Annotated in this window: 25 protein-coding genes; 11 read left to right on the forward strand and 14 right to left on the reverse strand. The window is 73.4% G+C overall.

What is annotated here, in order from left to right; all coding sequences use genetic code 11:
* Positions 1–50 precede the first annotated feature (50 nt).
* Together HD595_RS35055 and HD595_RS35060 are read right to left on the reverse strand one after the other, a co-directional pair.
* Positions 51–1,205 (reverse strand): RtcB family protein, encoded by a 1,155-nt coding sequence (locus HD595_RS35055; RefSeq protein WP_253776651.1) that lies wholly within the window; start codon positions 1,203–1,205, stop codon positions 51–53.
* Positions 1,206–1,279: 74 nt separating this feature from the next.
* Positions 1,280–1,921 (reverse strand): GNAT family N-acetyltransferase, encoded by a 642-nt coding sequence (locus HD595_RS35060; protein ID WP_253776652.1) that lies wholly within the window; start codon positions 1,919–1,921, stop codon positions 1,280–1,282.
* 254 nt (positions 1,922–2,175) lie between these two features.
* Here HD595_RS35060 and moaA point away from each other — a divergent pair, with 254 nt between their 5' ends.
* Positions 2,176–3,165, forward strand: a complete 990-nt coding sequence (moaA, locus tag HD595_RS35065; RefSeq protein ID WP_253776653.1) for a GTP 3',8-cyclase MoaA — start codon at positions 2,176–2,178, stop codon at positions 3,163–3,165.
* Positions 3,166–3,186: 21 nt separating this feature from the next.
* Here moaA and HD595_RS35070 read toward each other — a convergent pair whose 3' ends face one another.
* Positions 3,187–3,798: a LysE family translocator gene (locus tag HD595_RS35070; RefSeq protein WP_253776654.1), complete on the reverse strand. Its 612-nt coding sequence runs from the start codon at positions 3,796–3,798 to the stop codon at positions 3,187–3,189.
* Between the two features lie 420 nt (positions 3,799–4,218).
* Here HD595_RS35070 and mobA point away from each other — a divergent pair, with 420 nt between their 5' ends.
* Entirely contained in the window at positions 4,219–5,292 is a 1,074-nt protein-coding gene (gene mobA / locus HD595_RS46295) for an NTP transferase domain-containing protein (protein ID WP_301309681.1), read from the forward strand.
* 56 nt (positions 5,293–5,348) lie between these two features.
* The gene (locus HD595_RS35085) at positions 5,349–5,606 is read left to right on the forward strand and encodes a DUF6457 domain-containing protein (protein WP_253776656.1); all 258 of its coding nucleotides are present in this window, start codon (positions 5,349–5,351) and stop codon (positions 5,604–5,606) included.
* Between the two features lie 313 nt (positions 5,607–5,919).
* Here the strand turns inward: HD595_RS35085 and HD595_RS35090 are convergent, their stop codons facing one another.
* Entirely contained in the window at positions 5,920–6,234 is a 315-nt protein-coding gene (locus tag HD595_RS35090) for a DUF3099 domain-containing protein (protein WP_175601263.1), read from the reverse strand.
* Between the two features lie 99 nt (positions 6,235–6,333).
* On the opposite strand from HD595_RS35090, the gene HD595_RS35095 reads away from it, so the two are divergent.
* A complete protein-coding gene (locus HD595_RS35095; RefSeq protein ID WP_253776658.1) occupies positions 6,334–6,546 on the forward strand; it encodes a dodecin in 213 nt (70 codons plus the stop codon).
* 136 nt (positions 6,547–6,682) lie between these two features.
* Here HD595_RS35095 and HD595_RS35100 read toward each other — a convergent pair whose 3' ends face one another.
* Both HD595_RS35100 and HD595_RS35105 read right to left on the reverse strand, forming a co-directional pair.
* Entirely contained in the window at positions 6,683–8,038 is a 1,356-nt protein-coding gene (locus HD595_RS35100) for a metallopeptidase TldD-related protein (protein ID WP_253781417.1), read from the reverse strand.
* Between the two features lie 32 nt (positions 8,039–8,070).
* Entirely contained in the window at positions 8,071–9,567 is a 1,497-nt protein-coding gene (locus HD595_RS35105; protein ID WP_253776660.1) for a TldD/PmbA family protein, read from the reverse strand.
* Between the two features lie 77 nt (positions 9,568–9,644).
* On the opposite strand from HD595_RS35105, the gene fabG reads away from it, so the two are divergent.
* Together fabG and fabI are read left to right on the forward strand one after the other, a co-directional pair.
* The gene (gene fabG, locus HD595_RS35110; protein ID WP_175601265.1) at positions 9,645–10,340 is read left to right on the forward strand and encodes a 3-oxoacyl-ACP reductase FabG; all 696 of its coding nucleotides are present in this window, start codon (positions 9,645–9,647) and stop codon (positions 10,338–10,340) included.
* A 1-nt stretch (position 10,341) separates the two neighbouring features.
* On the forward strand, positions 10,342–11,106 hold the full coding sequence (gene fabI / locus HD595_RS35115; protein WP_253776662.1) for an enoyl-ACP reductase FabI: 765 nt from the start codon (positions 10,342–10,344) through the stop codon (positions 11,104–11,106).
* 120 nt (positions 11,107–11,226) lie between these two features.
* Here fabI and HD595_RS46300 read toward each other — a convergent pair whose 3' ends face one another.
* Together HD595_RS46300 and HD595_RS35130 are read right to left on the reverse strand one after the other, a co-directional pair.
* Positions 11,227–12,141, reverse strand: coding sequence for a hypothetical protein (locus tag HD595_RS46300; RefSeq protein ID WP_301309682.1), 915 nt, complete (start codon positions 12,139–12,141; stop codon positions 11,227–11,229).
* Positions 12,142–12,290: 149 nt separating this feature from the next.
* Entirely contained in the window at positions 12,291–13,238 is a 948-nt protein-coding gene (locus HD595_RS35130) for an aldo/keto reductase (RefSeq protein ID WP_253776666.1), read from the reverse strand.
* A gap of 64 nt (positions 13,239–13,302) precedes the next feature.
* Here HD595_RS35130 and HD595_RS35135 point away from each other — a divergent pair, with 64 nt between their 5' ends.
* Genes HD595_RS35135 through mshC form a run of 5 tightly spaced genes read left to right on the forward strand, consistent with a single transcriptional unit; the run spans position 13,303 to position 17,276 of the window.
* Positions 13,303–13,989 (forward strand): histidine phosphatase family protein, encoded by a 687-nt coding sequence (locus HD595_RS35135; RefSeq protein WP_253776668.1) that lies wholly within the window; start codon positions 13,303–13,305, stop codon positions 13,987–13,989.
* Positions 13,990–13,998: 9 nt separating this feature from the next.
* Complete coding sequence (locus HD595_RS35140; RefSeq protein WP_175601270.1) at positions 13,999–14,547, forward strand: DUF3090 domain-containing protein; 549 nt, start codon at positions 13,999–14,001, stop codon at positions 14,545–14,547.
* The gene (locus HD595_RS35145; protein ID WP_253776670.1) at positions 14,544–15,308 is read left to right on the forward strand and encodes an SCO1664 family protein; all 765 of its coding nucleotides are present in this window, start codon (positions 14,544–14,546) and stop codon (positions 15,306–15,308) included. The genes HD595_RS35140 and HD595_RS35145 overlap by 4 nt, the downstream gene beginning before the upstream one ends.
* A gap of 23 nt (positions 15,309–15,331) precedes the next feature.
* On the forward strand, positions 15,332–16,030 hold the full coding sequence (locus HD595_RS35150; protein ID WP_253776672.1) for an NRDE family protein: 699 nt from the start codon (positions 15,332–15,334) through the stop codon (positions 16,028–16,030).
* Positions 16,031–16,040: 10 nt separating this feature from the next.
* Positions 16,041–17,276 (forward strand): cysteine--1-D-myo-inosityl 2-amino-2-deoxy-alpha-D-glucopyranoside ligase, encoded by a 1,236-nt coding sequence (gene mshC, locus HD595_RS35155; protein ID WP_253776674.1) that lies wholly within the window; start codon positions 16,041–16,043, stop codon positions 17,274–17,276.
* 95 nt (positions 17,277–17,371) lie between these two features.
* On the opposite strand, the gene HD595_RS35160 is transcribed toward mshC, so the two are convergent.
* The 6 genes from HD595_RS35160 to HD595_RS35185 are packed head-to-tail and all read right to left on the reverse strand — an operon-like array spanning position 17,372 to position 22,393.
* The gene (locus HD595_RS35160; protein WP_253776676.1) at positions 17,372–17,911 is read right to left on the reverse strand and encodes a cysteine hydrolase family protein; all 540 of its coding nucleotides are present in this window, start codon (positions 17,909–17,911) and stop codon (positions 17,372–17,374) included.
* Positions 17,912–17,942: 31 nt separating this feature from the next.
* On the reverse strand, positions 17,943–18,905 hold the full coding sequence (locus HD595_RS35165) for a UDP-glucuronic acid decarboxylase family protein (RefSeq protein WP_253776678.1): 963 nt from the start codon (positions 18,903–18,905) through the stop codon (positions 17,943–17,945).
* Positions 18,902–19,798, reverse strand: a complete 897-nt coding sequence (locus HD595_RS35170) for a glycosyltransferase family 9 protein (protein ID WP_253776680.1) — start codon at positions 19,796–19,798, stop codon at positions 18,902–18,904. The genes HD595_RS35165 and HD595_RS35170 overlap by 4 nt, the downstream gene beginning before the upstream one ends.
* Positions 19,789–20,463, reverse strand: coding sequence for an SDR family oxidoreductase (locus HD595_RS35175; RefSeq protein ID WP_253776682.1), 675 nt, complete (start codon positions 20,461–20,463; stop codon positions 19,789–19,791). The genes HD595_RS35170 and HD595_RS35175 overlap by 10 nt, the downstream gene beginning before the upstream one ends.
* Positions 20,464–20,513: 50 nt before the next feature.
* Positions 20,514–21,848: a D-glycero-beta-D-manno-heptose 1-phosphate adenylyltransferase gene (gene rfaE2, locus HD595_RS35180; RefSeq protein WP_253776684.1), complete on the reverse strand. Its 1,335-nt coding sequence runs from the start codon at positions 21,846–21,848 to the stop codon at positions 20,514–20,516.
* Positions 21,845–22,393 (reverse strand): D-sedoheptulose-7-phosphate isomerase, encoded by a 549-nt coding sequence (locus HD595_RS35185; RefSeq protein ID WP_253776686.1) that lies wholly within the window; start codon positions 22,391–22,393, stop codon positions 21,845–21,847. The genes rfaE2 and HD595_RS35185 overlap by 4 nt, the downstream gene beginning before the upstream one ends.

Genomic DNA, 22,393 nt, shown 5'->3' on the forward strand with positions numbered 1-22,393 from the left:
CGCCCCATCCGGTACCCGCTGTGACCAGGCTGAACACCCGCGGTCGCAGGTCAGCCCTTGTAGTTGAACACCTGGCCGAGCGTGTGCCGCACCTCCACCAGGTCGCGCTGGTCCGCCATGACCTGGTCGATCGGCTTGTACGCCTCCGGGTGCTCGTCCACCAGGGCCTCCGCCCGGTCGGCGTTCCAGGTGCGGCCGCGCATCGCCTCGGCCAGCGAGCCGGCGCTGAGCTGCTTCCTGGCCTTGTTGCGCGACATGCGGCGTCCCGCGCCGTGCGAGCACGAGTCGTAGGAGGCGGAGTTGCCGAGCCCGCGCACGATGTACGACCGCGTGCCCATCGACCCCGGGATCACGCCCTCGTCGCCGGTGGCGGCCTTGATGGCGCCCTTGCGGGTGATCCAGAGCTCCTTGCCGCCGTGGCTCTCGAGCTGGGTGAAGTTGTGATGGCAGTTGATCACGCGGACCCGCGAGCCCTTGCCGACGATCCGGAACAGGGCGTCCACCAGCACCTGGTCCATCCGGGCGCGCGAGGCCATTGCGTAGCGCTGCGCCCACAGCATGTCCTCGACGTACGCCTCGAACTCCGGCGTGCCCTGGGTGAAGTAGGCCAGGTCGGGATCCTCCAGGCTCCGTTCCTGACGCTCCATCAGGCCCTTGGCGCCGGCGATGTGCTTGGTCGCGAGCTGGTTGCCGATGCCGCGCGAACCCGAGTGGAGCACCGTCCACACCCGCTCGCGCTCGTCCAGGCACACCTCGACGAAGTGGTTGCCCGAGCCGAGCGTGCCGAACTGGACGGCGACCGTCCGCTCCTGCTTGGCCGTCAGCTCGGTGCGCGGCAGCCCGAGGCCGCCCAGCGCGCGGTCGAGGGACGGGTCGTCGTGGCCCTTGCCGACGCCGGCCGGGATGTGCCGCTCGACCAGCGGCATGAGGGCGTCGAGGGTGTCGGGCAGGTCGGCGGCGGTGAGGGTCGTCTCGGTGGCGACCATGCCGCAGCCGATGTCCACGCCCACCGCCGCCGGGATGATCGCCCCCTCGGTCGGGATGACCGAGCCGACCGTGGCGCCGATGCCGACGTGCGCGTCGGGCATCAGCGCGACGTGGCCGGCGACGAACGGAAGGCGCGCGGTGCGGGCGGCCTGCGCGATCGCGGCGTCGTCGATCTCGCTGGCCCACGAGAGCACGTCGGGTGCGGGCTGGTTCGGCATGACAGACATCTCCTTGGCTCGTCCGTGCCCCAGTGTGCCGCGATCATGAGAGCGAAACCCAATGGTTTTCGGGCTCACGCGTCCCGGAGGGCGCCGAGCAGGGGCAGGCACGGCTCCAGCCCGTCGACGCGGTGGCCGGGCGGCGTGCTCCAGTGCTCGCGGTCCAGCCGCAGCCGCTGCTGCACCGCCATCCGGCCCCGCCGGCCGGTGCGCAGGAGGCCGTCGTCCCGGTAGCCGAGCCGGCGGGAGACGCCCAGCGACCGGGGGTTGTCGAGGTACGCCTCCGAGACGGCGCTCTCGGCGCCGAGCCCGTCGAAGGCCAGGTGCAGCACGGCCCGGCGCATCTCCGTGCCGATGCCCCGGCCCTGGAAGCGCAGGCCGAGCCACGAGCCCGTCCGCACCTCGCGGGTGACCGCGAAGTCCGTGGCCTCCAGCTCCTGCGTCCCCACGATCTGTCCCTCGAAGACCGTCACGAACGGGCAGGTCCACGACTCCGGCGTCCAGGCGGCCCAGCGTCCGAAGTGGTAGCGCACGGTGGCGCGGGCGCGCTCCTCCGGGGAGCCGTCGGTCCAGGGCAGGGAGAACGGCATCTCCGCCGGGTCGTGGACGCCCTCGGCGGCGCGCTCGGCCAGCTCGTCCAGGTCGGCGAGCGAGGGCATCCTCAGCTCCAGGCGGGCAGTGGTGACGGACAGCGAGAAGAGCGGCCAGTGTCGCATGCCCGGATCATGGCAGGTCGTCACCGGTGTCCGGCAACGGATTTACCGGGGGCTTCACCGGGCGCTTCACCGGGGGCCGGGGCCGGTCGTACCGACCTGACCGGGGGAGGGGGGATCCTGGAGGAAGGAAGGGAATCGGCTCCGTCGCGTGGCTGTTGTGTGGTGATGCGGCACGATATGGCCATGCGGTGCGGGATGGCGGCGGTGCCGGGCCGTAGTCTGAGCAGCCGGTGATCTGACAGGAGGTGACGCCCATGTTGCGGGACTCGTTCGGACGGGTGGCGACGGATCTGCGGGTGTCCCTCACGGACAAGTGCAATCTGCGCTGCACGTACTGCATGCCGCCCGAGGGGCTCGACTGGCTGCCCAACGCCCAGCTCCTCACCGCCGACGAGATCGTCCGGCTGGTCACGATCGGCGTCGAGCGGCTCGGGGTCACCGAGGTCCGCTACACCGGGGGCGAGCCGCTGCTGCGCCGCGAGCTGGTGGACATCGTCGCGCGCACCTCCGCGCTGAGTCCCCGCCCGCAGGTGTCGCTGACGACCAACGGCATCGGCCTGGCCAGGCTCGCCCGGCCGCTGGCCGAGGCGGGGCTCGACCGGGTCAACGTCTCGCTCGACACGCTCGACCGCGAGGTGTTCAAGCGGCTGGCCCACCGTGACCGGTTCACCGACGTGATCGAGGGTCTGGCCGCCGCCCACGACGCCGGCCTGCGCCCGGTCAAGATCAACACCGTGCTCATGCGCGACGTCAACGACCACGAGGCCGTGCCGCTGCTGCGCTTCTGCCTCGACCGGGGGTACGAGCTGCGCTTCATCGAGCAGATGCCGCTCGACGCCCAGCACGGCTGGAGCCGCGAGAACATGGTGACCGCCGACGAGATCCTGAACCTGCTGTCGGGCTCGTTCGACCTGAGCCCCGACGACCTGGAGGAGCGCGGCAGCGCCCCGGCCGAGCGGTTCCTGGTGGACGGCGGGCCGGCCCGGGTGGGCGTGATCGGCTCGGTGACCCGGCCGTTCTGCGGCGCCTGCGACCGCGTCCGGCTCACCGCCGACGGCCAGGTCCGCAACTGCCTGTTCGCGACGGAGGAGTCCGACCTCAAGACGCCGATGCGGGCCGGCGCCACGGACGAGGAGCTGGCCGCGCGCTGGACCGCCGCCGTGGCCCGCAAGCGCGCGGGGCACGGCATCGACGACCCGTCGTTCCTGCAGCCGTCCCGCCCCATGTCGGCCATCGGCGGCTGAGAGCCGCGGGGTCCGCCGGGCTCAGTTCTCGGTGAGGGCCAGCTTCACGCCGAGCGCCACGAACGCGCCCGCGAAGACCCGGCGCATCCACGCCATCACCGCGGGACGCGAGACGACCTGGCCGCGGATGGCCGCCGCGAACCACCCGTACCCGCAGAACGCCACGAACGTCACCAGCATGAACACCCCGCTCAGCTCCAGCATGCGGGCGAGCGCGGCCGGCTCGTCGGTGCTCACGAACTGCGGCAGGAACGCGAAGAAGAAGATCGAGAGCTTGGGGTTGAGCAGGTTGACCAGCACGCCGGAGGCGACGACCCGGCCCGCCGGGCGCGGGGCGGTCTCCGGCTCCACGCTGAGCCCCCCGCGCTCGCGCAGGGTCATGACGGCCATGAACAGCAGGTAGGCGACGCCCAGGTACTTCAGCACCTGGAAGGCGAGGGCGCTCGCGTGCAGGACGGCGGCCAGACCGGTGACCGCGGCGGCCATGTGCGGCACGATCCCGAGGGTGCAGCCCAGCGCGGCGACCATGCCGGCCCGCCCGCCCCGGGCCAGGCCGGCGGCCATCGTGTAGAGCACGCCGGTGCCGGGCGTGACGACGATGACGAGCGTGGTGAGAAGGAACTCGGTACTCATCGCGCCATCGGACCACTCGGGCCCCTTCTATGTCAATCTGTGTTGGCATAGAAGGGGCGCGGTGGAGGTGTCACGCGCGCCGGTGGGCGTCCGTCAGGGCCTGGAACAGGCGGGCCGGGTCCTCGGCGATGCGGTTCCGGACGTACAGCCACCACTGGGTGCCGAACACGATGTACTCCCTGGTCCGATGCCCGCGCTCCCGCAGTTCCGCCGCCGACGCGTCATGACGTGCGTGCGAGAACGAGCGAGCCGCGCGGGCGCGCGCTGAGGCACCTGAGACGTGGCGTGGACAGGCCGCACCTGAGACCTGGCGTGGACAGGGCGTGCCTGAGACGGGCCCCGGACGGGCGGTCCGGCCGGACGCGGGCCGCGGGGACGGTTGCCGAGCGGGAGAGGCGCGGCGGTGCGTACGGTGAAGGCATGAGTGCTGGGTACGACGCGGTGGTGCTGGCCGGGGGAGAGGCGCGGCGGCTCGGCGGCGCGGACAAGCCGGGGCTCGTCGTGGGCGGCCGGACGCTGCTGGAGCGGGTCGCCGGCGCCGTCTCCGGTGCCGGGCGCGTGGTGGTGGTCGGGCCCGTCCGCGACGTGCCGGGAGTGGTCTTCACCCGGGAGGACCCGCCGGGCGGGGGACCGGTGCCGGCGCTGCGCGCGGGGCTGCGCGAGGTCACGGCGCCGAGGGTCGTCCTGCTGGCGGCCGACCTCCCCTTCCTGGCCCCGTCCCACGTCGCCGCCCTCCTCGCGGCCCTGTCCGCCGCCCAGTCCGACCCGGCCGACCCGGCCGACCCGACGCCGCCTCCGCCCTCCGCCAAAACCCCGGCTCCGCCCTCCGCCAAAACCCCGGCTCCGCCCTCCGCCGAAACCCCGGCTCCGCCCTCCGCCGAAACCCCGGCTCCGCCCTCCGCCGAAACTCCGGCTCCGCCCTCCGCCGAAACTCCGGCTCCGCCCTCCGCCGAAACCCCGGCTCCGCCCTCCGCCGAAACTCCGGCTCCGCCTGCCGCTGAGGCGCCCCCTGCCTCTGACGTGTCCGCCGCGCCCGGAGGGGGTGTCGAACCGCCCGCGCCCGCTCCCGTCTCGCGGCGCGCTCACGATGCGCCCGCCGGCCCAGGAACGCTCCCAGGCGGGCCTGAGGCACCGGAAAAAGCCCGTCCCGCACCAGGGTCCACCTCGCCCGTGTCAGGCGATCACGGGGCGGCTGCGGGCCGGGAGGAGGGCATTCCGGGGCGCCGCGCCGGCGTGGTGGCGGTCGACGGTGACGGGCGCGAGCAGTGGCTGCTGGGCGTCTGGGACACCGGGACCCTGCGGGAGGCGCTCGGCCGCTACGGCGGGCGGTCCCTGCGCGGCCTGCTGGCCCCCCTCGTCGCCGCGCGCGTCACGTTGCCCGGACGGGCCTGGTTCGACTGCGACACAATGGACGACCTGTACGAAGCCCGCCTCGGCGACACGACCCGTGTCCCCTTCCCGACGACAGGAGGAGGCGCGCCGCCCGGCCCGTGACGGCACCGAAGCGTCCCGACGCGCCGTCGGGGAACGGAAGGCCGCGCCGCACACCCATGAACGTGCTGAACGAGTGGACCGCGCTGGCCTGCAAGGAGCTCGGCGTCGACCCGGCCCGCGTCGACCGTGACCTGATCCTGGAGCTCACCAAGGAGGTGGCGCACGGCGTGGCCCGGCCGGCGGCGCCGCTGACCGCCTACCTGCTCGGGCTCGCCCAGGGCGCCGGCACCGCGCCCGAGGACGCCGTCGCGCGCCTCACCGCCCTCGCCCGCGACTGGGGGCAGGGCGCGGCGCCGACGCTGACCGGCGACTGAGACTCCAGCGAACTCTTCTTGTCAAGCGCTGCGCGAACCTGAAAGTTTCCTGGCAATTCCGGACGCTTCGAAGCGAAAACGATTTCGGGAAAGGGGCCCTATCACACGATCGCAGGCACCGCCGGATTGATCATCTACGGCGAGATTTCCCCGGGAAAGGGCGACGCCGGGTGGTTACGGGGGCAAACCACCCGGCGTCGCTTCATCGGCGTTCCGACGGGGGCCCGGAACGCCGGCACCAGCACTCCGACGGGGGACCGGAGTGCTTGGCTAAAGCGTACACCTACAACCCATGGGATGCGTCAAGACTTAGTCACGACCCGATCTCGCGTCGGTGCCTTGGTATCTCGCTTTGGTTAGCTTCCGGTGTCTGAAAGGTGGGAGGAGGGACATCCATCCCCCTCTCATTGGCCCCGATTACGGCTATGTATGGCAAAAAGACTGCGCCGGCGATGAACAGCAGCCGGTACGGCCACGGCACGGGCACCACCACGGCCAGGATCAGGCAGATCGTGCGGATACCCATCTTGATCAGGTAGCTCACCTCGCGGCGCTGGATGTCCGCGCTCAACGAGGGTCTGGCGTCCGTCACCTGATGGACGTCGGGCTTCTTACGCCAGCGCTTCATATCTCCCACCGTAGACCTCGGAGGAGCGCCGGGCGACGGCCGCCCGGCCCAGGACGGCCGGTCATGCGATCATGGCTTTCGAGTAAGGAGGATGTGGAGATGACGGATCGAACGTACCGGGTGACCGAGATAGTCGGCACCTCGGCCGAGAGCGTTGACCAGGCCATCCGCAACGGCATCCGGCGCGCCTCGCAGACGCTGCGGCACCTCGACTGGTTCGAGGTGACGGAGGTGCGGGGACACATCGACGGGGGAGAGGTCGCCCACTACCAGGTGGGCATGAAGGTGGGCTTCCGCCTGGAGGACGCCTGACGCCCCCGCCTGACGCCCCGCCCGGCGTGCGCCGACCGGCGGCCCCGCCCGGCGTGCGCCGACCGGCGGCCCCGCCCGCCGCTGAGGAGGCGGGCGCGGGCCAGGACGTCGGCGTGCCGAGGTCGGCGGGCGGGCCTCAGCTCGCCTGGCTCACCGTCGACATGTTGAAGTCGGGCACCCGCACGGCCGGCATGACCGCCCGGGTCCAGTAGTCGTTCCACTCCCGGGGCAGCGTCTGCACGCTCGCCCCCACCTCCGACAGGCGGCCGAGCAGGTCGACCGGGCTCTCGTTGAACCGGAAGTTGTTGACCTCGCCCACGACCTCGCCGTTCTCGACGAGGTAGACGCCGTCGCGGGTCAGCCCGGTCACCAGCAGCGTCTGCGGATCGACCTCGCGGATGTACCACAGGCAGGTCAGCAGCAGCCCGCGCTCGGTCGAGGCGATCATGTCGTCCAGGGACGCGCCGCCCTCGCCGCAGGTCATCAGCAGGTTGTCGACGGGCGGGGTCACCGGCATGCCGCTGAGCCCGGCGGAGTACCGGGTCTGCTGCAGCGCCTCCAGCCGCCCGTCCCTCACCCACGCGGTCGGCTCCAGCGGCAGACCGTTGTCGAACACCGACGAGTCGCGGCTGGAGGAGTGCGCCACGACGAACGGCGCGCACTCGAGCCCCGGCGCCGACGGGTCGCCGGACAGCGTGATCGGCAGCTCCGTCAGCCGCTCGCCCACCCGGGTGCCGCCGCCCGGCTTGGAGAACACCGAGCGCCCGTCGAGCGCGTCCCTGGCGCCCGACGACCAGTACAGGTAGATCATCAGGTCGGACACCGCGCTCGGCGGCAGGATCGTCTCGTAGCGGCCGGCCGGCAGGTCGATCCGGTTCTTGGCCCAGTCGAGCCGCCGGGCCAGCGACGAGTCGAGGCCCGCCACGTCCACGTCGGAGAAGTCGCGCGTGGCCACGCCGGTCCACGCCGACCGCTTCAGGTCCGCCGACTTGGCGTTGAGCTCCAGCCGCCCGGACGGCTGGTCGTGGCGCAGCCGCAGGCCCGCCGACGTGCCGAGGAACGTCGTCGTACGGGTGTGCTCGGCGAAGCCGTACAGCTTCCTGCCGCCCGACTCGGCCGCGGCGAACGCCTCGCCGAGCGCGGGCGCGAAGCCCTCGAAGACGCCGATGTCGGTCGGCGTCACCGGATCGCCCCAGGACGGGCTGGCCGGCACGCCCTCGACGAGCGGCCGGGCGTCCTCGGCCGGCTGCGCCTCGCGCGCCGCCCGGTCGGCCGCCTCCACCACGTCGGCGAGCTGGTCGGGCCGCACGGCGGCGCGCGAGACGACGCCGACGCCCTCGCCGACGACGGAGATCACGGTCAGCCGCGAGGAACGCGCGACGCCGTTGGTGGTCAGGGTGTTGCCCGCGAAGCGCAGGTTGGCGGTGGAGCCCTCGTCGGCGAGCACCACGCAGCCGTCGCCCCGCGACAGCTCCAGTGCCCGTTCCACCATCTCCTGCGGCGTACCGCCGGTGATGCGCTCGCTCACTTCTTCCCACCCTCCTGCACGGTGTTGAGGATCCGGACACCCCGGAACAAGGCCGAGGGGCACCCGTGGCTGACCGGCGCGACCTGCCCCGGCTGGCCCTTGCCGCAGTTGAAGGCGCCGCCGAGCACGTACGTCTGCGGCCCGCCGACCGCCTCCATCGACCGCCAGAAGTCGGTGGTGGTGGCCTGGTAGGCGAAGTCGCGCACCTGGCCGGCCAGCCGGCCGTCGCTGATCAGGTACGCCCGCTGCCCGGTGAACTGGAAGTTGTAGCGCTGCATGTCGATGGACCAGCTCTTGTCGCCCACGATGTAGAGGCCGCGCCGCACGCCCGCGATCAGCTCCTCGGTGGAGGGGCCGCCGGGCGCCGGGGCGAGCGAGACGTTGGCCATGCGCTGGATCGGCATGTGGCCGGGGGAGTCGGCGAACGCGCAGCCGTTGGAGCGGCCGAAGCCCTTCATCAGCGCCATGCGCCGGTCGAGCTGGTAGCCGACCAGGACGCCGTCGCGCACGATGTCGAACGACTGCCCCTCGACGCCCTCGTCGTCGTAGCCGATCGTGGCCAGGCCGTGCTCGACCGTGCGGTCACCCGTCACGTTCATGATCGGCGAGCCGTACGTCAGCTCGCCCAGCTTGTCGAACGTGGCGAAGCTGGTGCCCGCGTAGGCCGCCTCGTAGCCGAGCGCCCGGTCGAGCTCCGTGGCGTGGCCGATCGACTCGTGGATGGTCAGCCACAGGTTGGACGGGTCGATCACCAGGTCGTAGTCGCCCGGCTCGACCGACGGCGCGGCCAGCTTCTCGGCCAGCAGCTCGGGGATGCGGGCCAGCTCGGCCGCCCAGTCCCAGCCGGTGCCGGTCATGTACTCGTAGCCGCGGCCCGCCGGCGGGGCGATCGTCGACATGTCGTCGAAGCCGCCGTCGGAGGCCTTCATCGCGTTGAGGCTCGGATGGAGGCGCACCCGCTGCTGGGTGGTGACCGTGCCCGCCGTGTCGGCGTAGAACTTCTGCTCCTTGACCTGGTACAGCCGGGCCGAGACGTGGTCGGCGCCCTTCAGCAGCCCGGCCGACCACTCGGCCAGCAGCGCGACCTTGTCGGCCGACGGCACCGTGAACGGGTCGATCTCGTAGGAGGAGACCCAGGTGACGTCGCGGTGGGCGGGCTCGGGGGCCAGCTCGATCGGCTCGCGGTTGATCGGCGCGCTCACCTCGGCCACGCGCACCGCCTGCTCGGCCACCGCGGCGGCCGCCTCCGGGGTGAGGAGGATGCCGGAGGCGAAGCCCCACGTGCCGCCCTTGACGACGCGCACGGCGTAGCCCAGGTCGTCGGCGTCCATCGCGCCTTCGAGCCGGGTGTCGTAGAGGCTCAGCATCTCGGCCCTGACGCGTTCGAGCCGGAAGTCGGCGTGCTCGGCACCCAGGTCACGGGCGCGTTGCAGGGCGGCGTCCGCGAGCTGCCGTAGCGGCAGCTCCAGGAATTCGGGGTCCATCTGGCGCATGTCCACGATCCTAACCCTGTGATCTTGTCTGGCCCGGACAAGCGGATACCGGCCGGTAGGGGATAGCGTCAGGTCTCATGGCACGCTCTGTACTCGTCACCGGGGGCAATCGCGGCATCGGCCTCGCGATCGCCCGTGAACTAGCCGCGGCCGGCGACGCCGTCGCGGTCACCTACCGTTCGGGAGAGCCCCCGGAGGGGCTGTTCGGCGTCCGGTGCGACGTGACCAGCATGGACGACGTCGAGGCCGCCTTCGAGAAGGTGGAGGCCGAGCAGGGCCCGGTCGAGGTGCTGGTGGCCAACGCCGGCATCACCAAGGACACCCTGCTGGCGATGATGAAGGAGGACACCTTCACCGACGTCATCGACGCCAACCTCACCGGCGCCTACCGGGTCGCCAAGCGGGCCATCCGGCCGATGATGAAGCTCAAGCGCGGGCGCGTCATCCTCGTCTCCTCGGTCGTCGCCCTGCTCGGCTCCGCCGGCCAGACCAACTACGCCGCCTCCAAGGCCGGCCTCATCGGCTTCGGCCGCTCCATGGCGCGCGAGTACGGCTCGCGCGGCATCACGGTCAACGTGGTCGCGCCCGGCTTCGTCCAGACCGACATGACGGCCGGCCTCGACGAGGAGGCCATCATCAAGAACATCCCGCTGGGGCGGCAGGCGTCGCCGGGCGAGGTGGCGCGCGTCGTCCGCTTCCTGGCCAGTGACGACGCCTCCTACATCACCGGGGCCGTGATCCCGGTCGACGGCGGACTCGGAATGGGGCACTGACGTGGGCATTCTCGACGGCAAGCGGATCCTCGTGACGGGCGTCCTGACCGACGCCTCCATCGCCTTCTCGGTCGCCAAGCTGGCGCAGGAGGAGGGCGCCACCGTGGTGCTCACCGGCTTCGGCCGGCTCAGCCTGGTCGAGCGCATCGCCAGGCGGCTTCCGCAGCCGGCCCCGGTGCTGGAGCTCGACGTGCAGAACACCGAGCACCTCGACACGCTGGCCGCCCGGGTCGGCGAGCACGTCGACGGCCTCGACGGGGTCGTCCACTCCATCGGCTTCGCCCCGCAGACCGCGCTCGGCGGCAACTTCCTCAACACCACGTGGGAGGACGTCTCGACCGCCCTGCACGTGTCCACCTACTCCTTCAAGTCGCTGGCGGTCGCCTGCCTGCCGCTGATGAAGGAGGGCGGCGCGGTCGTCGGGCTCGACTTCGACGCCACCAAGGCGTGGCCGGTCTACGACTGGATGGGCGTGGCCAAGGCCGGCCTGGAGTCCGCCTCCCGCTACCTCGCCCGCGACCTCGGCAAGCAGGGCATCCGGGTCAACCTCGTCGCGGCCGGTCCGCTGCGCACGATGGCGGCCAAGTCGATCCCCGGATTCAAGGAGTTCGAGGACAGCTGGCCGGAGAAGGCGCCGCTCGGCTGGGACCTGTCCGACACGGTGCCGGCCGCCAAGGCGTGCGTGGCGCTGATGTCCGACTGGTTCCCGGCGACGACGGGCGAGATCGTCCACGTCGACGGCGGCGTCCACGCGATCGGCGCCTGACGCCCCGCCATCCCGTCCCACGCCCGGCCCGCTGACCGCAGCGCGGCCGGGCTCGGCTTTTCCGGGGACGGCCGGCCGAGGCGCCCTTCCGCGCAGCCCGCCGAAGCTGCCGGACGCGGTTCAGGCGAGGCGGTGGCGGCCGTTGGCGGCCGTCGACGGCTCGAACGGGATCGAGTCGGGCTGGTCCGACCGGTGCCGCCGCTGCTGCACCACCCGCGTCGCCGCCACCGCCGACAGCAGCAGGAGGACCGTCAACGCCGTCCCCAGCACGTCCGAGGTGGGCGCGCTTGGCCGCAGGACCTGCTGGTCGCGCAGCGGCGCCGTCAGGTCGCGCACGAGGGGGTGCGGCCAGAGCAGGTCGATGCGCGGCTCCTCCGGGTCGGCCGCCGGCTCCTCGCCGATCCGCTCCTCCCTGGTGTCCAGGAGGTACGGCTGGCTGTCCGGCTGCGTGGCGGCGCGGGTGGGCCGGGCCGTGGGCGCCGTCGTGGGCCGCCGGCCGTCGTCCTTGCGCTGCCGGGCCGTGCCGGAGCGCGTGGGCTGTCCGGGCTGCGCCGTGCGTCTCTGCGCGGGCGCCAGGGCGGTGGCGCTCGGGCCGGGCGTCGCGCGGTCGTCGCGGACGCTCTGGTCGTCGCAGGCCAGCACCGGCAGGCACACCTCGCCCAGCGTCCTGGGCAGCAGGGTGCCCGTGGTGGTCGGCGAGGGGTCGGGGTCGTCCTTCCTGTCGTGGCCGGGCCTGGCCGTGGGCACGGCCTCCCCGACCTTGCCGAGCACCTTGCCCGTGGTGTCGTCCACCTTGTCGGTCAGGCCCTTGGCCTTGCCGCCGGTCACGTTGTCGACGGTGTCGGTGACCTTGCCGACCGTGTCGCAGACCGTGCCCGTCACGCCGCCGAGTAAGCCGCCCCCCTTGGGGCAGTCGTCGGCCTCGGCCGGTCCGGCCCCGGGCACGGTGAAGGTCACAGTGAGGGCCACGGTGACCGCGGTCGTCGCCAGTGCCGTCGCCAGGACGCCGGCCGACCTCGCGGTCCTGCTCCCCATCGGTTCGTCCCCTCCCGCATCGCCTTGGATGAAATTTTTACGGACATCGCCGCCGAGACGCAGGTGTTTACCGCCAAAGTTGCGATTCGGTATCGAGTAGTGATACGCGAGCCCGAATCCGGTTCTCCTGGGCGGCGTGTCGTACCCGGTCAGTCCGGGGAGGACACGTCGTCCAGGGCCTCGCGGATCTCCCGGGGCAGCACGACCTCCTCGGCGGCCAGGATGCCCGCGAGCTGCGACCGCGTGCGGGCGCCCACGATGGCCGAGGACACCCCCGGCTGGTCGCGCACCCAGGACAGCGCCACCGCCAGCGGCGAGACGCCGAGCCCGTCGGCGGCCGTCATCACCGACTCCACCACCGACCGGCAGCGGTCGTCGAGGTACGGCCGGACGAAGTCGGCGAAGTGCGGCGTGGCGGCCCGCGAGTCGGCCGGGATGCCGGTGCGGTACTTGCCGGTCAGCACGCCCCGCCCCAGCGGCGACCAGGCCAGCACCCCGGCCCCCACGTGCTCGGCGGCCGGCAGCAGCTCCCGCTCGGGCTCGCGCGCCAGCAGGGAGTACTCGGCCTGGGCCGAGATGATCGGCACGCGGCCGGGCACGCACCGCTGGGCGACGGCCGCGGCCGCGAGCTGCCAGCCGGCGTAGTCGCACACGCCCGCGTAGACGGCCCGGCCGGAGGAGACGATCGCGTCGAGCGCGGCCAGGGTCTCCTCCAGCGGCACCTCGTCGTCGTAGGTGTGGAGCTGCCACAGGTCGACGTGGTCGACGCCGAGGCGGGCCAGCGACTCGTCCACGGCGGCCACCAGGTGGCGGCGGGAGGCGTCGCGGGGGCGGCGGCCGAGCGGCGTCACCACGGCCTTGGTCGAGATCACCAGCTCGGAGCGGGGCACCTGGTCGCGCAGCAGCCGGCCGAGCAGGCGCTCGGCGTCGCCGCCGGTGTAGACGTCGGCCGTGTCGACGAGCGTGCCCCCCGCGTCCACGAAGGTGCGAAGCTGCGCCGAGGCCTCGTCGGCGTCGGTGTCACGCCCCCAGGTCATCGTGCCGAGCCCCAGCCGGGACACCGACAGGCCGCTTCGGCCGACATAGCGCTGCTGCATGGTCCCGAAAGGGTACCGTCCGGGCCGCGGAAAAGCCGTGATCCACGCCTGCGACACTTGGGTCGTGACCACGCTGCTTCTGGCCCGCCACGGCCTCACCGCCCTCACGGGGCCCGTCCTGGCCGGCCGTACACCGGGTGTGCATCTGAGCGAGGAGGGCCGGCGGCAGGCCGGCGCGCTGGCCGGGCGCATCGCCGGCGTGCGGCTGGACGCGGTGGTCTCCAGCCCGCTGGAGCGGTGCCTGGAGACCGCGACGGCCGTCGCCGAGGGGCGCGGGATGGCCGTGAAGACCGACGAGCGGTTCGTGGAGTGCGGCTACGGCGACTGGACCGGCCGCCCGCTGGAGGAGCTGGCCAAGGAGCCGCTGTGGCGGGTCGTGCAGGCCCATCCGAGCGCGGCGGTCTTCCCCGGCGGCGAGCCGCTGGCGGACGTCCAGCACCGGGCCGTGGCGGCGGTGCGGGAGTGGAACGCGCGCGTGGGGGAGAAGGGTGTCTACCTCGTGTGCAGCCACGGCGACGTGATCAAGGCGATCGTGGCCGACGCGCTGGGCCTTCATCTTGACCAGTTTCAGCGGATAACGGCAGATCCTGCGGCCCTCACAGTGATTCGCTATGCTCCCTTGCGTCCCTTTCTTCTCAGGCTTAACGATATGGGGGAATTGCGGCTCCCCGAGGATTCGGAGGAGAAAGACGGGGGAGAAAACATCACCGGGAGCGATGCCGCCGTCGGCGGCGGACCCGGGACCACGTAAGGTCAGGCTATGCCGGTCTTCGACTACGACCCACCAGAGAGGTTCGTGGCCGGTGCCCTGGGGCAACCGGGCGCCCGAGCCTTCTTTCTGCAGGCCAGAGCCGAGGGCAGACTGACCACGGTCGCGCTGGAGAAGCTGCAGGTCGCCGCGCTCGCGGGCAGGCTCGACGAGCTGCTCGACGAGGTGCTGCGGCGCAGCGGGGGCACCGCCCACGTGCCGGCCCTGGCGCCCGCCGAGCTCTCCGACGACGCCCCCCTCGACGTCCCGCTGGCCGAGGACTTCCGGGTGGGCACCATGGCACTCGCGTGGGACCCCGAGACCTCTCAGGTGGTGATCGAGGCCCAGGAGATGGTCGACGAGGAGGACCTCGACGCGCCCGAGCCCGCCGTGCTGCGGGTCCGCATCAGCGCCGGGGCCGCGCGGGCCTTCACCGCGCGGGCCCTGCGCCTCGTCGCCGCGGGCAGGCCACCCTGCCCCCTGTGCGGCCAGCCCCTCGACGCCGAGGGGCACATCTGCGTCCGGCTCAACGGCTACCGCGGGGGTGAGGCGGCTTCATGAGCGCCCCGGAGAGCGAGCCCGCCGTCAGGCACTCGCACACGCCGGTCATGGACGACGAGAGGGCGCTGAAGCTCCTCCGTGACGGGCGTCTGGACGTGGTCGGCCGCCTGGTCGAGGCGACCAACCTGACGCTCTACTGCTCCGTCACGCTCGCCGGGCGCACCGTCGCCTGCGTCTACAAGCCCGTACGCGGCGAACGCCCGCTGTGGGACTTCCCCGACGGCACCCTGGCGGCCCGCGAGGTGGCGGCCTTCGAGGTGTCCCAGACGACCGGCTGGCAGATCGTGCCCCCCACCGTCTACCGCGACGGCCCGTTCGGTCCCGGCATGTGCCAGCTCTGGATCGACACCGAGCGCGAGATCGACCTCATGCGGCTGGTGCGCAGCCGCAACCCGGTGGTGCGCCGCATGGCGGTCTTCGACGCGGTGGTCAACAACGCCGACCGCAAGGGCGGCCACCTGCTGCCGCTGCCCACCGGCCACGTGTACGGGGTCGACCACGGCGTCTGCTTCGCCGCCGAGGACAAACTGCGCACCGTGCTGTGGCAGTGGCGCGGCAAGCCGCTGGCCCGCGAGGCCGTCGCCGTGCTCGCCAAGCTGGAGCGCGAGCTGGAGTCGGGCGCGCTCGGGCGCAGGCTGCGCGAGCTGCTGACCCAGGCAGAGGTGGAGGCGACCTGGCAGCGGGTCAGGCGGCTGCTCGACACCGGCCTCCACCCGTCGCCGTCGGAGGACTGGCCGGCCATCCCCTGGCCGCCGATCTAAAGGCGTTTACTACGCTGTGCCCCATGTGCACCGTGATCGTGAAGACAGGGTGGCCCCTCACACTCCTGTTCGTGCGCGACGAGTACGCCGACCGGCCCTGGGAGGGGCCGGGGGAGCACTGGCCCGAGCGCTACCCCGGCGTGATCGGCGGCCGTGACCTCAAGGCGGGCGGCACCTGGCTGGCGGTCCACCCGGCCGCCCGGCGCGCCGCCGCCCTGCTCAACGGGTGCGGCTGCACGGCCGCCGAGGCCACCCGGGTCTCGCGCGGCGACCTGGCCCTGCGCGCCGCCGCCACCGGAACCCTGCCCGGCGACCCGCCCCGCGCCGGTGCCGACGCGCGGGCGAGCCTGTCGGAGGCCGACCTCACCGTGTACGACCCCTTCTACCTGCTGCTCGCCGAGCCGCCGGGAGCTCGGCTGGCCGGCTGGGACGGTGAGCGGCTGACCGTCACCCCCGTGCCCGACGGCATCAACATGATCGTCAACGCGGCCGGGCTCGACCCCGCCCACCCCCGCGTCGTGGCCAACCTGCCCCGCTTCCGCGCCGGCGACTGGCGCGTCCCGGGCGAGGAGGCGCCCTCCGCCGACCCCGAGTCGCTGCTCGTCCGCCACGAGACGCCCGACGGCAAGGTCCTCACGTCGCTGTCGGCGATGCGCGTCACGCTGGCCAGCGACGACGTGACGTACGACTTCACCGACCTGACCGCCGACCGGGACAGATAGGCTCAAAGCTATGAGATCGTGGTCCGCCCCGAACATCCCCAAGCTGCCCGGTCAGAGCGTCCCTCTGCGGCTCCACGACACGGCGACCGGGCAGGTGCGCCCGACCGATCCGGGTCCCACGGCCCGCATGTACGTGTGCGGCATCACCCCGTACGACGCCACGCACCTCGGGCACGCCAACACCTACCACGCCTTCGACCTGGTCGGCCGGGTGTGGCGCGACGGCGGCCACGACGTCCACTACACCCAGAACACCACCGACGTGGACGACCCGCTTCTGGAGCGCGCCGAGAAGACCGGCATCGCCTGGCAGGAGCTGGCCGAGCGGGAGATCGAGCTGTTCCGCACGGACATGGAGGCCCTGCGCGTCGTGCCGCCCCGCGAGTACGTGGGTGTCACCGAGGTCGTCGGCCGCGTCGCCGGGCTGATCGACGCCCTGTCGGCCAAGGGCGTCACCTACGAGCTGGACGGCGACGTCTACTTCAGCTCGGCCGACGCCCCGAAGTTCGGCCAGGTGTCCGGCTACTCCGAGCAGGAGATGCTGGAGCTGTTCGCCGAGCGCGGCGGCGACCCCGAGCGGCCGGGCAAGCGCCACCCGCTCGACTGGCTGCTGTGGCGGGCCGAGCGGCCCGGGGAGCCGGCCTGGGACTCGCCGCTGGGCCGGGGCCGTCCCGGCTGGCACATCGAGTGCACGGCCATCGCGCTCGACCACCTGGGCGCCGGCTACGACGTGGCGGGCGGCGGCTCCGACCTGATCTTCCCGCACCACGAGTGCGGCGCCTCCGAGGGGCACGCGGCGACCGGCGAGTGGCCGTTCGCCAAGTTCTACACCCACGCCGGCATGGTCGCCCTCGACGGCGAGAAGATGTCGAAGTCCAAGGGCAACCTCGTGTTCGTCTCGCGGCTGCGCCAGGAGCACGACCCGATGGCGATCCGGCTGGTCCTGCTGGCCCACCACTACCGCTCCGACTGGGAGTACACCCCGGAGCTGATGGCCGAGGCGGAGCGGCGGCTGGCCCGCTGGCGCGAGGCGGTGGGGCTGCCGTCGGGACCGCCCGCCGGCGACGTGCTGGCGCGGGTGCGCGAGCGGCTGGCCGACGACCTGGACGCGCCGGGCGCGCTGGCCGCGCTCGACGCCTGGGCCGAGGAGGCGCTGGCCGGCGGCGGCACCGGCGCGGGCGCCGACCCGGGCGCGCCGGGCCTGGTCCGCGACCTGGCCGACGCGCTCCTCGGCGTCGCCCTCTGACGCACCCCCGCAGGACGCCGCCCTCTGAAGGCCGCCCCCGGCAGGACGCCGCCTTCTGAGGGACGCCCCGCAGGACGCCGCCCCTGATCGGGCTCCTACGTCAGGAGGCGGCGCGCGGGGATGATCTCGGCCGACATGTTGCGCTCCATCATGCGCAGCGCGGCCCGGCCGAGATCCCCGTGGACCGGCGCCACGCAGTCCGGCGGCACCACCACCCCGAACTCCCGCACGTACGCGTCCAGCGCGCTGTACAGCACGCACTGCTCGGTCACCTGCCCGGTCAGGATCACGGTGCCGATGCCCCGCTGCCGCAGCAGGTGGTCCAGGGGCGTGCCGTAGAAGGCGCTGTGGCGCGCCTTGGACAGGAACGCCGCGGTGCGCGGCGGCACCACCGGCCGCACCAGATCGGGCCGGCGTCCCTTCAGCGCCCGCGCCACCAGATCCTCGCGGGTGGCGGTGAAGTCGCCGTAGTTGTCGTTGACGTAGATCAGCTCCACGTCGTCGCGCCGGTGCGCCCGGCCGGCCAGCTCGGCCAGCCTGGGCACGATCGGCTCCACTCCCTGCACGAGCCGGTCGGCGTCCTCGTGGTCGTACGGGTTCAGCATGTCCAGCACGACCATCGCGATTCCCGGCATCCTCGAAACCACCACCCCCCCGACGGCCGGCTCAGGCGCCCAGCCGTTCCAGTCTTCCGTGGTCCGTCAGCTCGGAGGCGAACCAGTCGATCGTCCGGCGCAGGCCCTCCTCGGCGGGCACCGCGGCCCGCCAGCCGAGCCGCTCGGCGGCCAGCGTCGTGTCCGGCCGGCGCACCATCGGGTCGTCGGCCGGCCGTTCGATGAACTCGACGGGCGACGACGACCCCGTCAGTTTCTTGACCAGCGTGGCCAGCTCCAGCATGGTGAGCTCGTCCGGGTTGCCGATGTTCACCGGACCGGCGAAGTCGCTCTCCGCCATGGCGAGGATGCCCGTGACCGTGTCGTCCACGTAGCAGATCGACCGGGTCTGCGTCCCGTCGCCGGTGATCGTGATCGGCTCGCCCAGCAGCGCCTGCCGGATGAAGGTCGGGATCGCCCGGCCGTCGAAGGGCCGCATGCGCGGGCCGTAGGTGTTGAAGATCCGCACGATGCCGGTGTCGGTGTCGCGCGACTGCCGGTAGGCGGTGGTCAGCGACTCGGCGAAGCGCTTGGCCTCGTCGTAGACGCTGCGCGGCCCGACCGGGTTGACGTTGCCCCAGTACGTCTCCTTCTGCGGGTGCTCCAGCGGGTCGCCGTACACCTCGCTGGTGGAGGCGAGGACGAACCGGGCGCCCTTCTCCCGGGCGAGCCCGAGCGCGTGCAGGGTGCCGACGCTGCCCACCCGCAGCGTCTCGATGGGGTAGCGCAGGTAGTCGGCGGGCGAGGCGGCCGAGGCGAAGTGCAGGACGAGGTCCAGCCGGTCGGGCACGTGGACGTACCCGGTCAGGTCGCACTCGATGATGCGGAACTCCGGCCGGTCGATCAGGTGCTCGACGTTGCGCGGGCCTCCGGTGAGGAAGCTGTCCATGCAGATGACCTCGGCCCCCTGGCCGAGCAGGCGTTCACACAGGTGCGAGCCGAGAAACCCGGCTCCGCCGGTAACCAGCGCCCTCATGAGGTGACCTCCATCACGGCGTCCAGGACTTCGGAGACATCGATTCGCAGCAGGCCGGCGTCCACCCGGCCGCCGTGGGGGTCGCCGGTCCGCCCGGCCCACAGCGCGACGTGCCGCCAGCCGGGCGGCGGCCCCCACAGCGCGGGCGGCACCGGCCCGAACAGCACCACCGACGGCACGCAGAAGGCGGTCGCCAGGTGGCCGACGCCCGTGTCGCCGCAGACCACGAGCCGGGCCCGGCCCACCACGTCGATCAGCCCCGCCAGGTCCGTACGGCCGGCCAGCACCCGCCCGGCGGGCAGCCCGGCCAGCTCCGCGACCCGCGCGGCGATCGGCGCCTCACCGGCGTCGCCGGTGACCACGACCTCGCCCACGGTCCGCTCCAGGGCCGCCGCCACCCGCGCGAACCGCTCGGGCGGCCAGCGCCGGGCCGGGAAGGCGGCGCCCGGGTGGACGACCACGGGCCCGGTCCGGTCGGACACGCCCAGCGTCAGGTCCGACGGGTCGGCCTTGACCCCGTACCACTCCAGCATGTCGCACCAGCGCCGCACCTCGTGCACGTCGTCGCGCCAGGGCGGGCCGAGCGTGTGGCTCAGCAGCCGCCCGGGCTCGGTGCGGCGCAGCGCCTCGATGCTCTGCGGGCCCTTGCCGTGCAGGTTGACCGCGATGTCGGGCCCTCTGCCGGGCCGCTCGAACGGCACCGGGCCGGGGCCGCGCACGTCGATCAGCTCGTCCACCGCCCCGGTCAGCGGCATGAGCGGCTCCAGCGGCGCCGGCGCGGCCACCGTGATCCGGTGGACCGGGAACTCCTGCCGCAGCGCGCGCAGCGCGGGCACGGCCGTGAGCAGGTCGCCCAGGCCGAGCCCGCGCAGCGCGAGAAGCTCTAGGGCCATGACGTCTCCGTCGAGGGGCAGACGACCAGTTCCCTGACCTCGCACCCGGCCGGCTGGCCGAGCGCGAACACGACGGTGCGGGCCACGTCGGCCGGGTCGTTGAGACCGGCGTCGGGACCCGGCTTGTACTGCTCGGGCCGGCCGTCGAAGAACGCCGTCCGCATGCCGCCGGGCACCAGCAGCGTCACCCCGACCTGCCCGGCCAGCTCGACGGCCAGCGCCCGGGTGAGGCCGACCACGCCGAACTTCGAGGCGCAGTAGGCGCTCGCGTCGCTCAGCGCCCGCAGCCCGAGGGTGGACGCGCAGGTGACGACCTTGCCCCGCGACTCCTTCAGGTACGGCAGCGCCGCCCGCACGACCGAGGCGGTGCCGATCAGGTTGACCATGATCACCCGATCCCAGGCGTCGGCCGGCACGTCCTCCAGGCGCCCGCAGGCGTCCACGCCGGCCGCGGTCACCACGGCGTCGAGCCCGCCGGCCCGCTCGGCCAGCTCGCGCACGGCCCGCTCGGCCTCGGCCCGGTCGGCCAGGTCGGCGACCACGTGCTCGACGTCCGGCCCGGCATCGCGCGCGTCGACGACCAGCGGCCGCCAGCCCTCCTTGGCCACGGCCTCGGCGGTCGCCCGCCCGAGGCCGGAGGCGCCTCCGGTGATGAGCACCTTCATGTGATCTCCTTGTCATCGTGGTCGCGGCTCCCCGCGCATCCGCGGGAGCGTCAGCGGATCTCCCTGATGAGGTTGGTGGTGGAGCGGCCCGGCAGGCTGCTGAGGACGACGACCTCGCCGCCCAGCCGGTCGAGGACCTCGGCCTCGGGCAGCAGGTCGCCCTCGTAGTCGCCGCCCTTCACCCACACGTCCGGCCGGAGCCGCTCGATGGCCGCGGCCGGGGTGTCCTCGTCGAACACCATCACCGCGTCCACGCAGCCCAGCGCCCGCAGCACCTCGACCCGGTCGCGCACGTCCACGATGGGCCGGGTCGGGCCCTTGAGCCGGCGGACGGAGTCGTCGGAGTTCACGCACACCACCAGCGCGTCCCCGAGCGCCCGCGCCCGCCGCAGCAGGCTGACGTGCCCGGCGTGCAGCAGGTCGAAACAGCCGCCGGTGGCGATGAGCCGCCCGCCGTAGGCCCGGGTCAGCTCGGCCACCTCCAGCGCGGTGCGCGGCCGGTCGCCGAGCTCCTGCTCCTGGATGCGGATGGAGGCGGCGCCGCCCCGCTCGACGAAGCGCGAGGCCTCCCCGACGCCGATCGTGACCGCCTCCTCCACGCCGGAGCCGTCGCGCAGCGCGAGCGCGGCCGCGGCGGCCAGCCGGTCGCCCGCGCCGCACACGTCCTGCCCGGCGGCCGACACCGGCGCGGGCACCTGGGTCAGCGCGCAGCCCTGGCGGGCCAGCGCCGCGCCGCGCCCGCCCAGCGTCACGGCCACGGCCCGCGCCCGCAGCGCGCGCATGAGGTGGCGGGCCGCCTGGTCCGGCCCCTCGTACGGGCCGTCGCACATGAGCCTGGCCTCGGCCTCGCTCGGCGTCACCAGCGCGCAGCCGGGCACCGGCGGCTCGCCCTTGGGATGCGGGTCCCACACGAGCGGCGCGTCGGCCCCGCGCAGCAGCTCACGCGTCACCCGGGTGACGCCGCGGCCGTAGTCGGACACGAGCACCGCCCCGGCCTGGCGCAGCGCCGCGGCCACCTCGTCGTGGGCGGCGTGCCGGGCCCGGCCGTCGCCGGAGTCCACGCGCACCAGCGTCTGCCCCCGGGCCCGGATCCGGGTCTTGCGCACGGTGCCGCCGCGCAGCGGCAGCCGCACCAGCTCCACCTCGCCCGCCAGCAGTCCGCACAGGCGGCGGCCGTCCTGGTCGTCGCCGATCGCGGTGACGAGCACCACGTCGGCGCCGTCGCGGGCGGCCAGCAGCGCGGACAGGCCCGCGCCGCCGGGCCGGGCGTGCTCGGCGTCGACGTCCACCACCGGGACGGGCGCGTCCGGGCACAACCGGTCCGCGCCGCCCTCCACGTCCACGTCCAGCAGGGTGTCGCCGATGACGACGAGCGGACCGCTCACAGCGCCTCCTCGACCGCGTCGCAGAGCAGGTGGACCAGGGCGAGATGCACCTCCTGAACGGTCGCGGTCTCCTCGGCGGGCACGGTGACGGCCTCGTCGCACATGCCGGCCAGCGGGTTGGGCGCGGGCCCGGTCAGCGCCCAGGCGAGCATCCCGCACTCGCGGGCCGCCTTGGCTGCGGCCAGCACGTTGGGGCTGCCGCCGCTGGTGGACAGGCACACGAGCACGTCCCCCCGGCGGCCGTGGGCGCGCACCTGGCGGGCGTACGCCTCCTCGGCGCCGTAGTCGTTGGCGATCGCCGTCAGCGACGAGGTGTCGGCGTGCAGCGGGATCGCCGCGTACGGCGGGCGGTCGGCGCGGAAGCGGCCCACCAGCTCGGCTGTCAGGTGCTGGGCCTCGGCCGCCGACCCGCCGTTGCCGCAGGCCAGCAGCCTGCCGCCGGAGGACAGGACCACGGCGAGCGTGCCGCCCCACGCGCGGACGACGGCCGCGTGACCGTCGACGCGCGCCAGGGTGGCGCACAGCTTCTCCAGATGCGCGTCCAT

It is taken from the genome of Nonomuraea roseoviolacea subsp. carminata (genome assembly GCF_024172185.1).
Lineage (GTDB): Bacteria > Actinomycetota > Actinomycetes > Streptosporangiales > Streptosporangiaceae > Nonomuraea > Nonomuraea roseoviolacea.

What these genes read in the sequence shown, in the direction of transcription:
- HD595_RS35090 (WP_175601263.1), bottom strand. Translation starts at nt 6,234, where the DNA reads ATGAAGCGCTGGCGTAAGAAGCCCGACGTCCATCAGGTGACGGACGCC.
- HD595_RS35150 (WP_253776672.1), top strand. Translation starts at nt 15,332, where the DNA reads ATGTGCACCGTGATCGTGAAGACAGGGTGGCCCCTCACACTCCTGTTC.
- HD595_RS35055 (WP_253776651.1), bottom strand. Translation starts at nt 1,205, where the DNA reads ATGCCGAACCAGCCCGCACCCGACGTGCTCTCGTGGGCCAGCGAGATC.
- HD595_RS35185 (WP_253776686.1), bottom strand. Translation starts at nt 22,393, where the DNA reads ATGGACGCGCATCTGGAGAAGCTGTGCGCCACCCTGGCGCGCGTCGAC.
- fabG (WP_175601265.1), top strand. Translation starts at nt 9,645, where the DNA reads ATGGCACGCTCTGTACTCGTCACCGGGGGCAATCGCGGCATCGGCCTC.
- HD595_RS35130 (WP_253776666.1), bottom strand. Translation starts at nt 13,238, where the DNA reads ATGCAGCAGCGCTATGTCGGCCGAAGCGGCCTGTCGGTGTCCCGGCTG.
- HD595_RS35160 (WP_253776676.1), bottom strand. Translation starts at nt 17,911, where the DNA reads ATGCCGGGAATCGCGATGGTCGTGCTGGACATGCTGAACCCGTACGAC.
- mobA (WP_301309681.1), top strand. Translation starts at nt 4,219, where the DNA reads ATGAGTGCTGGGTACGACGCGGTGGTGCTGGCCGGGGGAGAGGCGCGG.
- HD595_RS46300 (WP_301309682.1), bottom strand. Translation starts at nt 12,141, where the DNA reads ATGGGGAGCAGGACCGCGAGGTCGGCCGGCGTCCTGGCGACGGCACTG.
- HD595_RS35140 (WP_175601270.1), top strand. Translation starts at nt 13,999, where the DNA reads ATGCCGGTCTTCGACTACGACCCACCAGAGAGGTTCGTGGCCGGTGCC.
- HD595_RS35175 (WP_253776682.1), bottom strand. Translation starts at nt 20,463, where the DNA reads ATGAAGGTGCTCATCACCGGAGGCGCCTCCGGCCTCGGGCGGGCGACC.
- HD595_RS35070 (WP_253776654.1), bottom strand. Translation starts at nt 3,798, where the DNA reads ATGAGTACCGAGTTCCTTCTCACCACGCTCGTCATCGTCGTCACGCCC.
- HD595_RS35105 (WP_253776660.1), bottom strand. Translation starts at nt 9,567, where the DNA reads ATGCGCCAGATGGACCCCGAATTCCTGGAGCTGCCGCTACGGCAGCTC.
- HD595_RS35165 (WP_253776678.1), bottom strand. Translation starts at nt 18,905, where the DNA reads ATGAGGGCGCTGGTTACCGGCGGAGCCGGGTTTCTCGGCTCGCACCTG.
- HD595_RS35085 (WP_253776656.1), top strand. Translation starts at nt 5,349, where the DNA reads ATGAACGTGCTGAACGAGTGGACCGCGCTGGCCTGCAAGGAGCTCGGC.
- HD595_RS35170 (WP_253776680.1), bottom strand. Translation starts at nt 19,798, where the DNA reads ATGGCCCTAGAGCTTCTCGCGCTGCGCGGGCTCGGCCTGGGCGACCTG.
- HD595_RS35060 (WP_253776652.1), bottom strand. Translation starts at nt 1,921, where the DNA reads ATGCGACACTGGCCGCTCTTCTCGCTGTCCGTCACCACTGCCCGCCTG.
- HD595_RS35095 (WP_253776658.1), top strand. Translation starts at nt 6,334, where the DNA reads ATGACGGATCGAACGTACCGGGTGACCGAGATAGTCGGCACCTCGGCC.
- HD595_RS35100 (WP_253781417.1), bottom strand. Translation starts at nt 8,038, where the DNA reads ATGGTGGAACGGGCACTGGAGCTGTCGCGGGGCGACGGCTGCGTGGTG.
- mshC (WP_253776674.1), top strand. Translation starts at nt 16,041, where the DNA reads ATGAGATCGTGGTCCGCCCCGAACATCCCCAAGCTGCCCGGTCAGAGC.
- moaA (WP_253776653.1), top strand. Translation starts at nt 2,176, where the DNA reads ATGTTGCGGGACTCGTTCGGACGGGTGGCGACGGATCTGCGGGTGTCC.
- HD595_RS35145 (WP_253776670.1), top strand. Translation starts at nt 14,544, where the DNA reads ATGAGCGCCCCGGAGAGCGAGCCCGCCGTCAGGCACTCGCACACGCCG.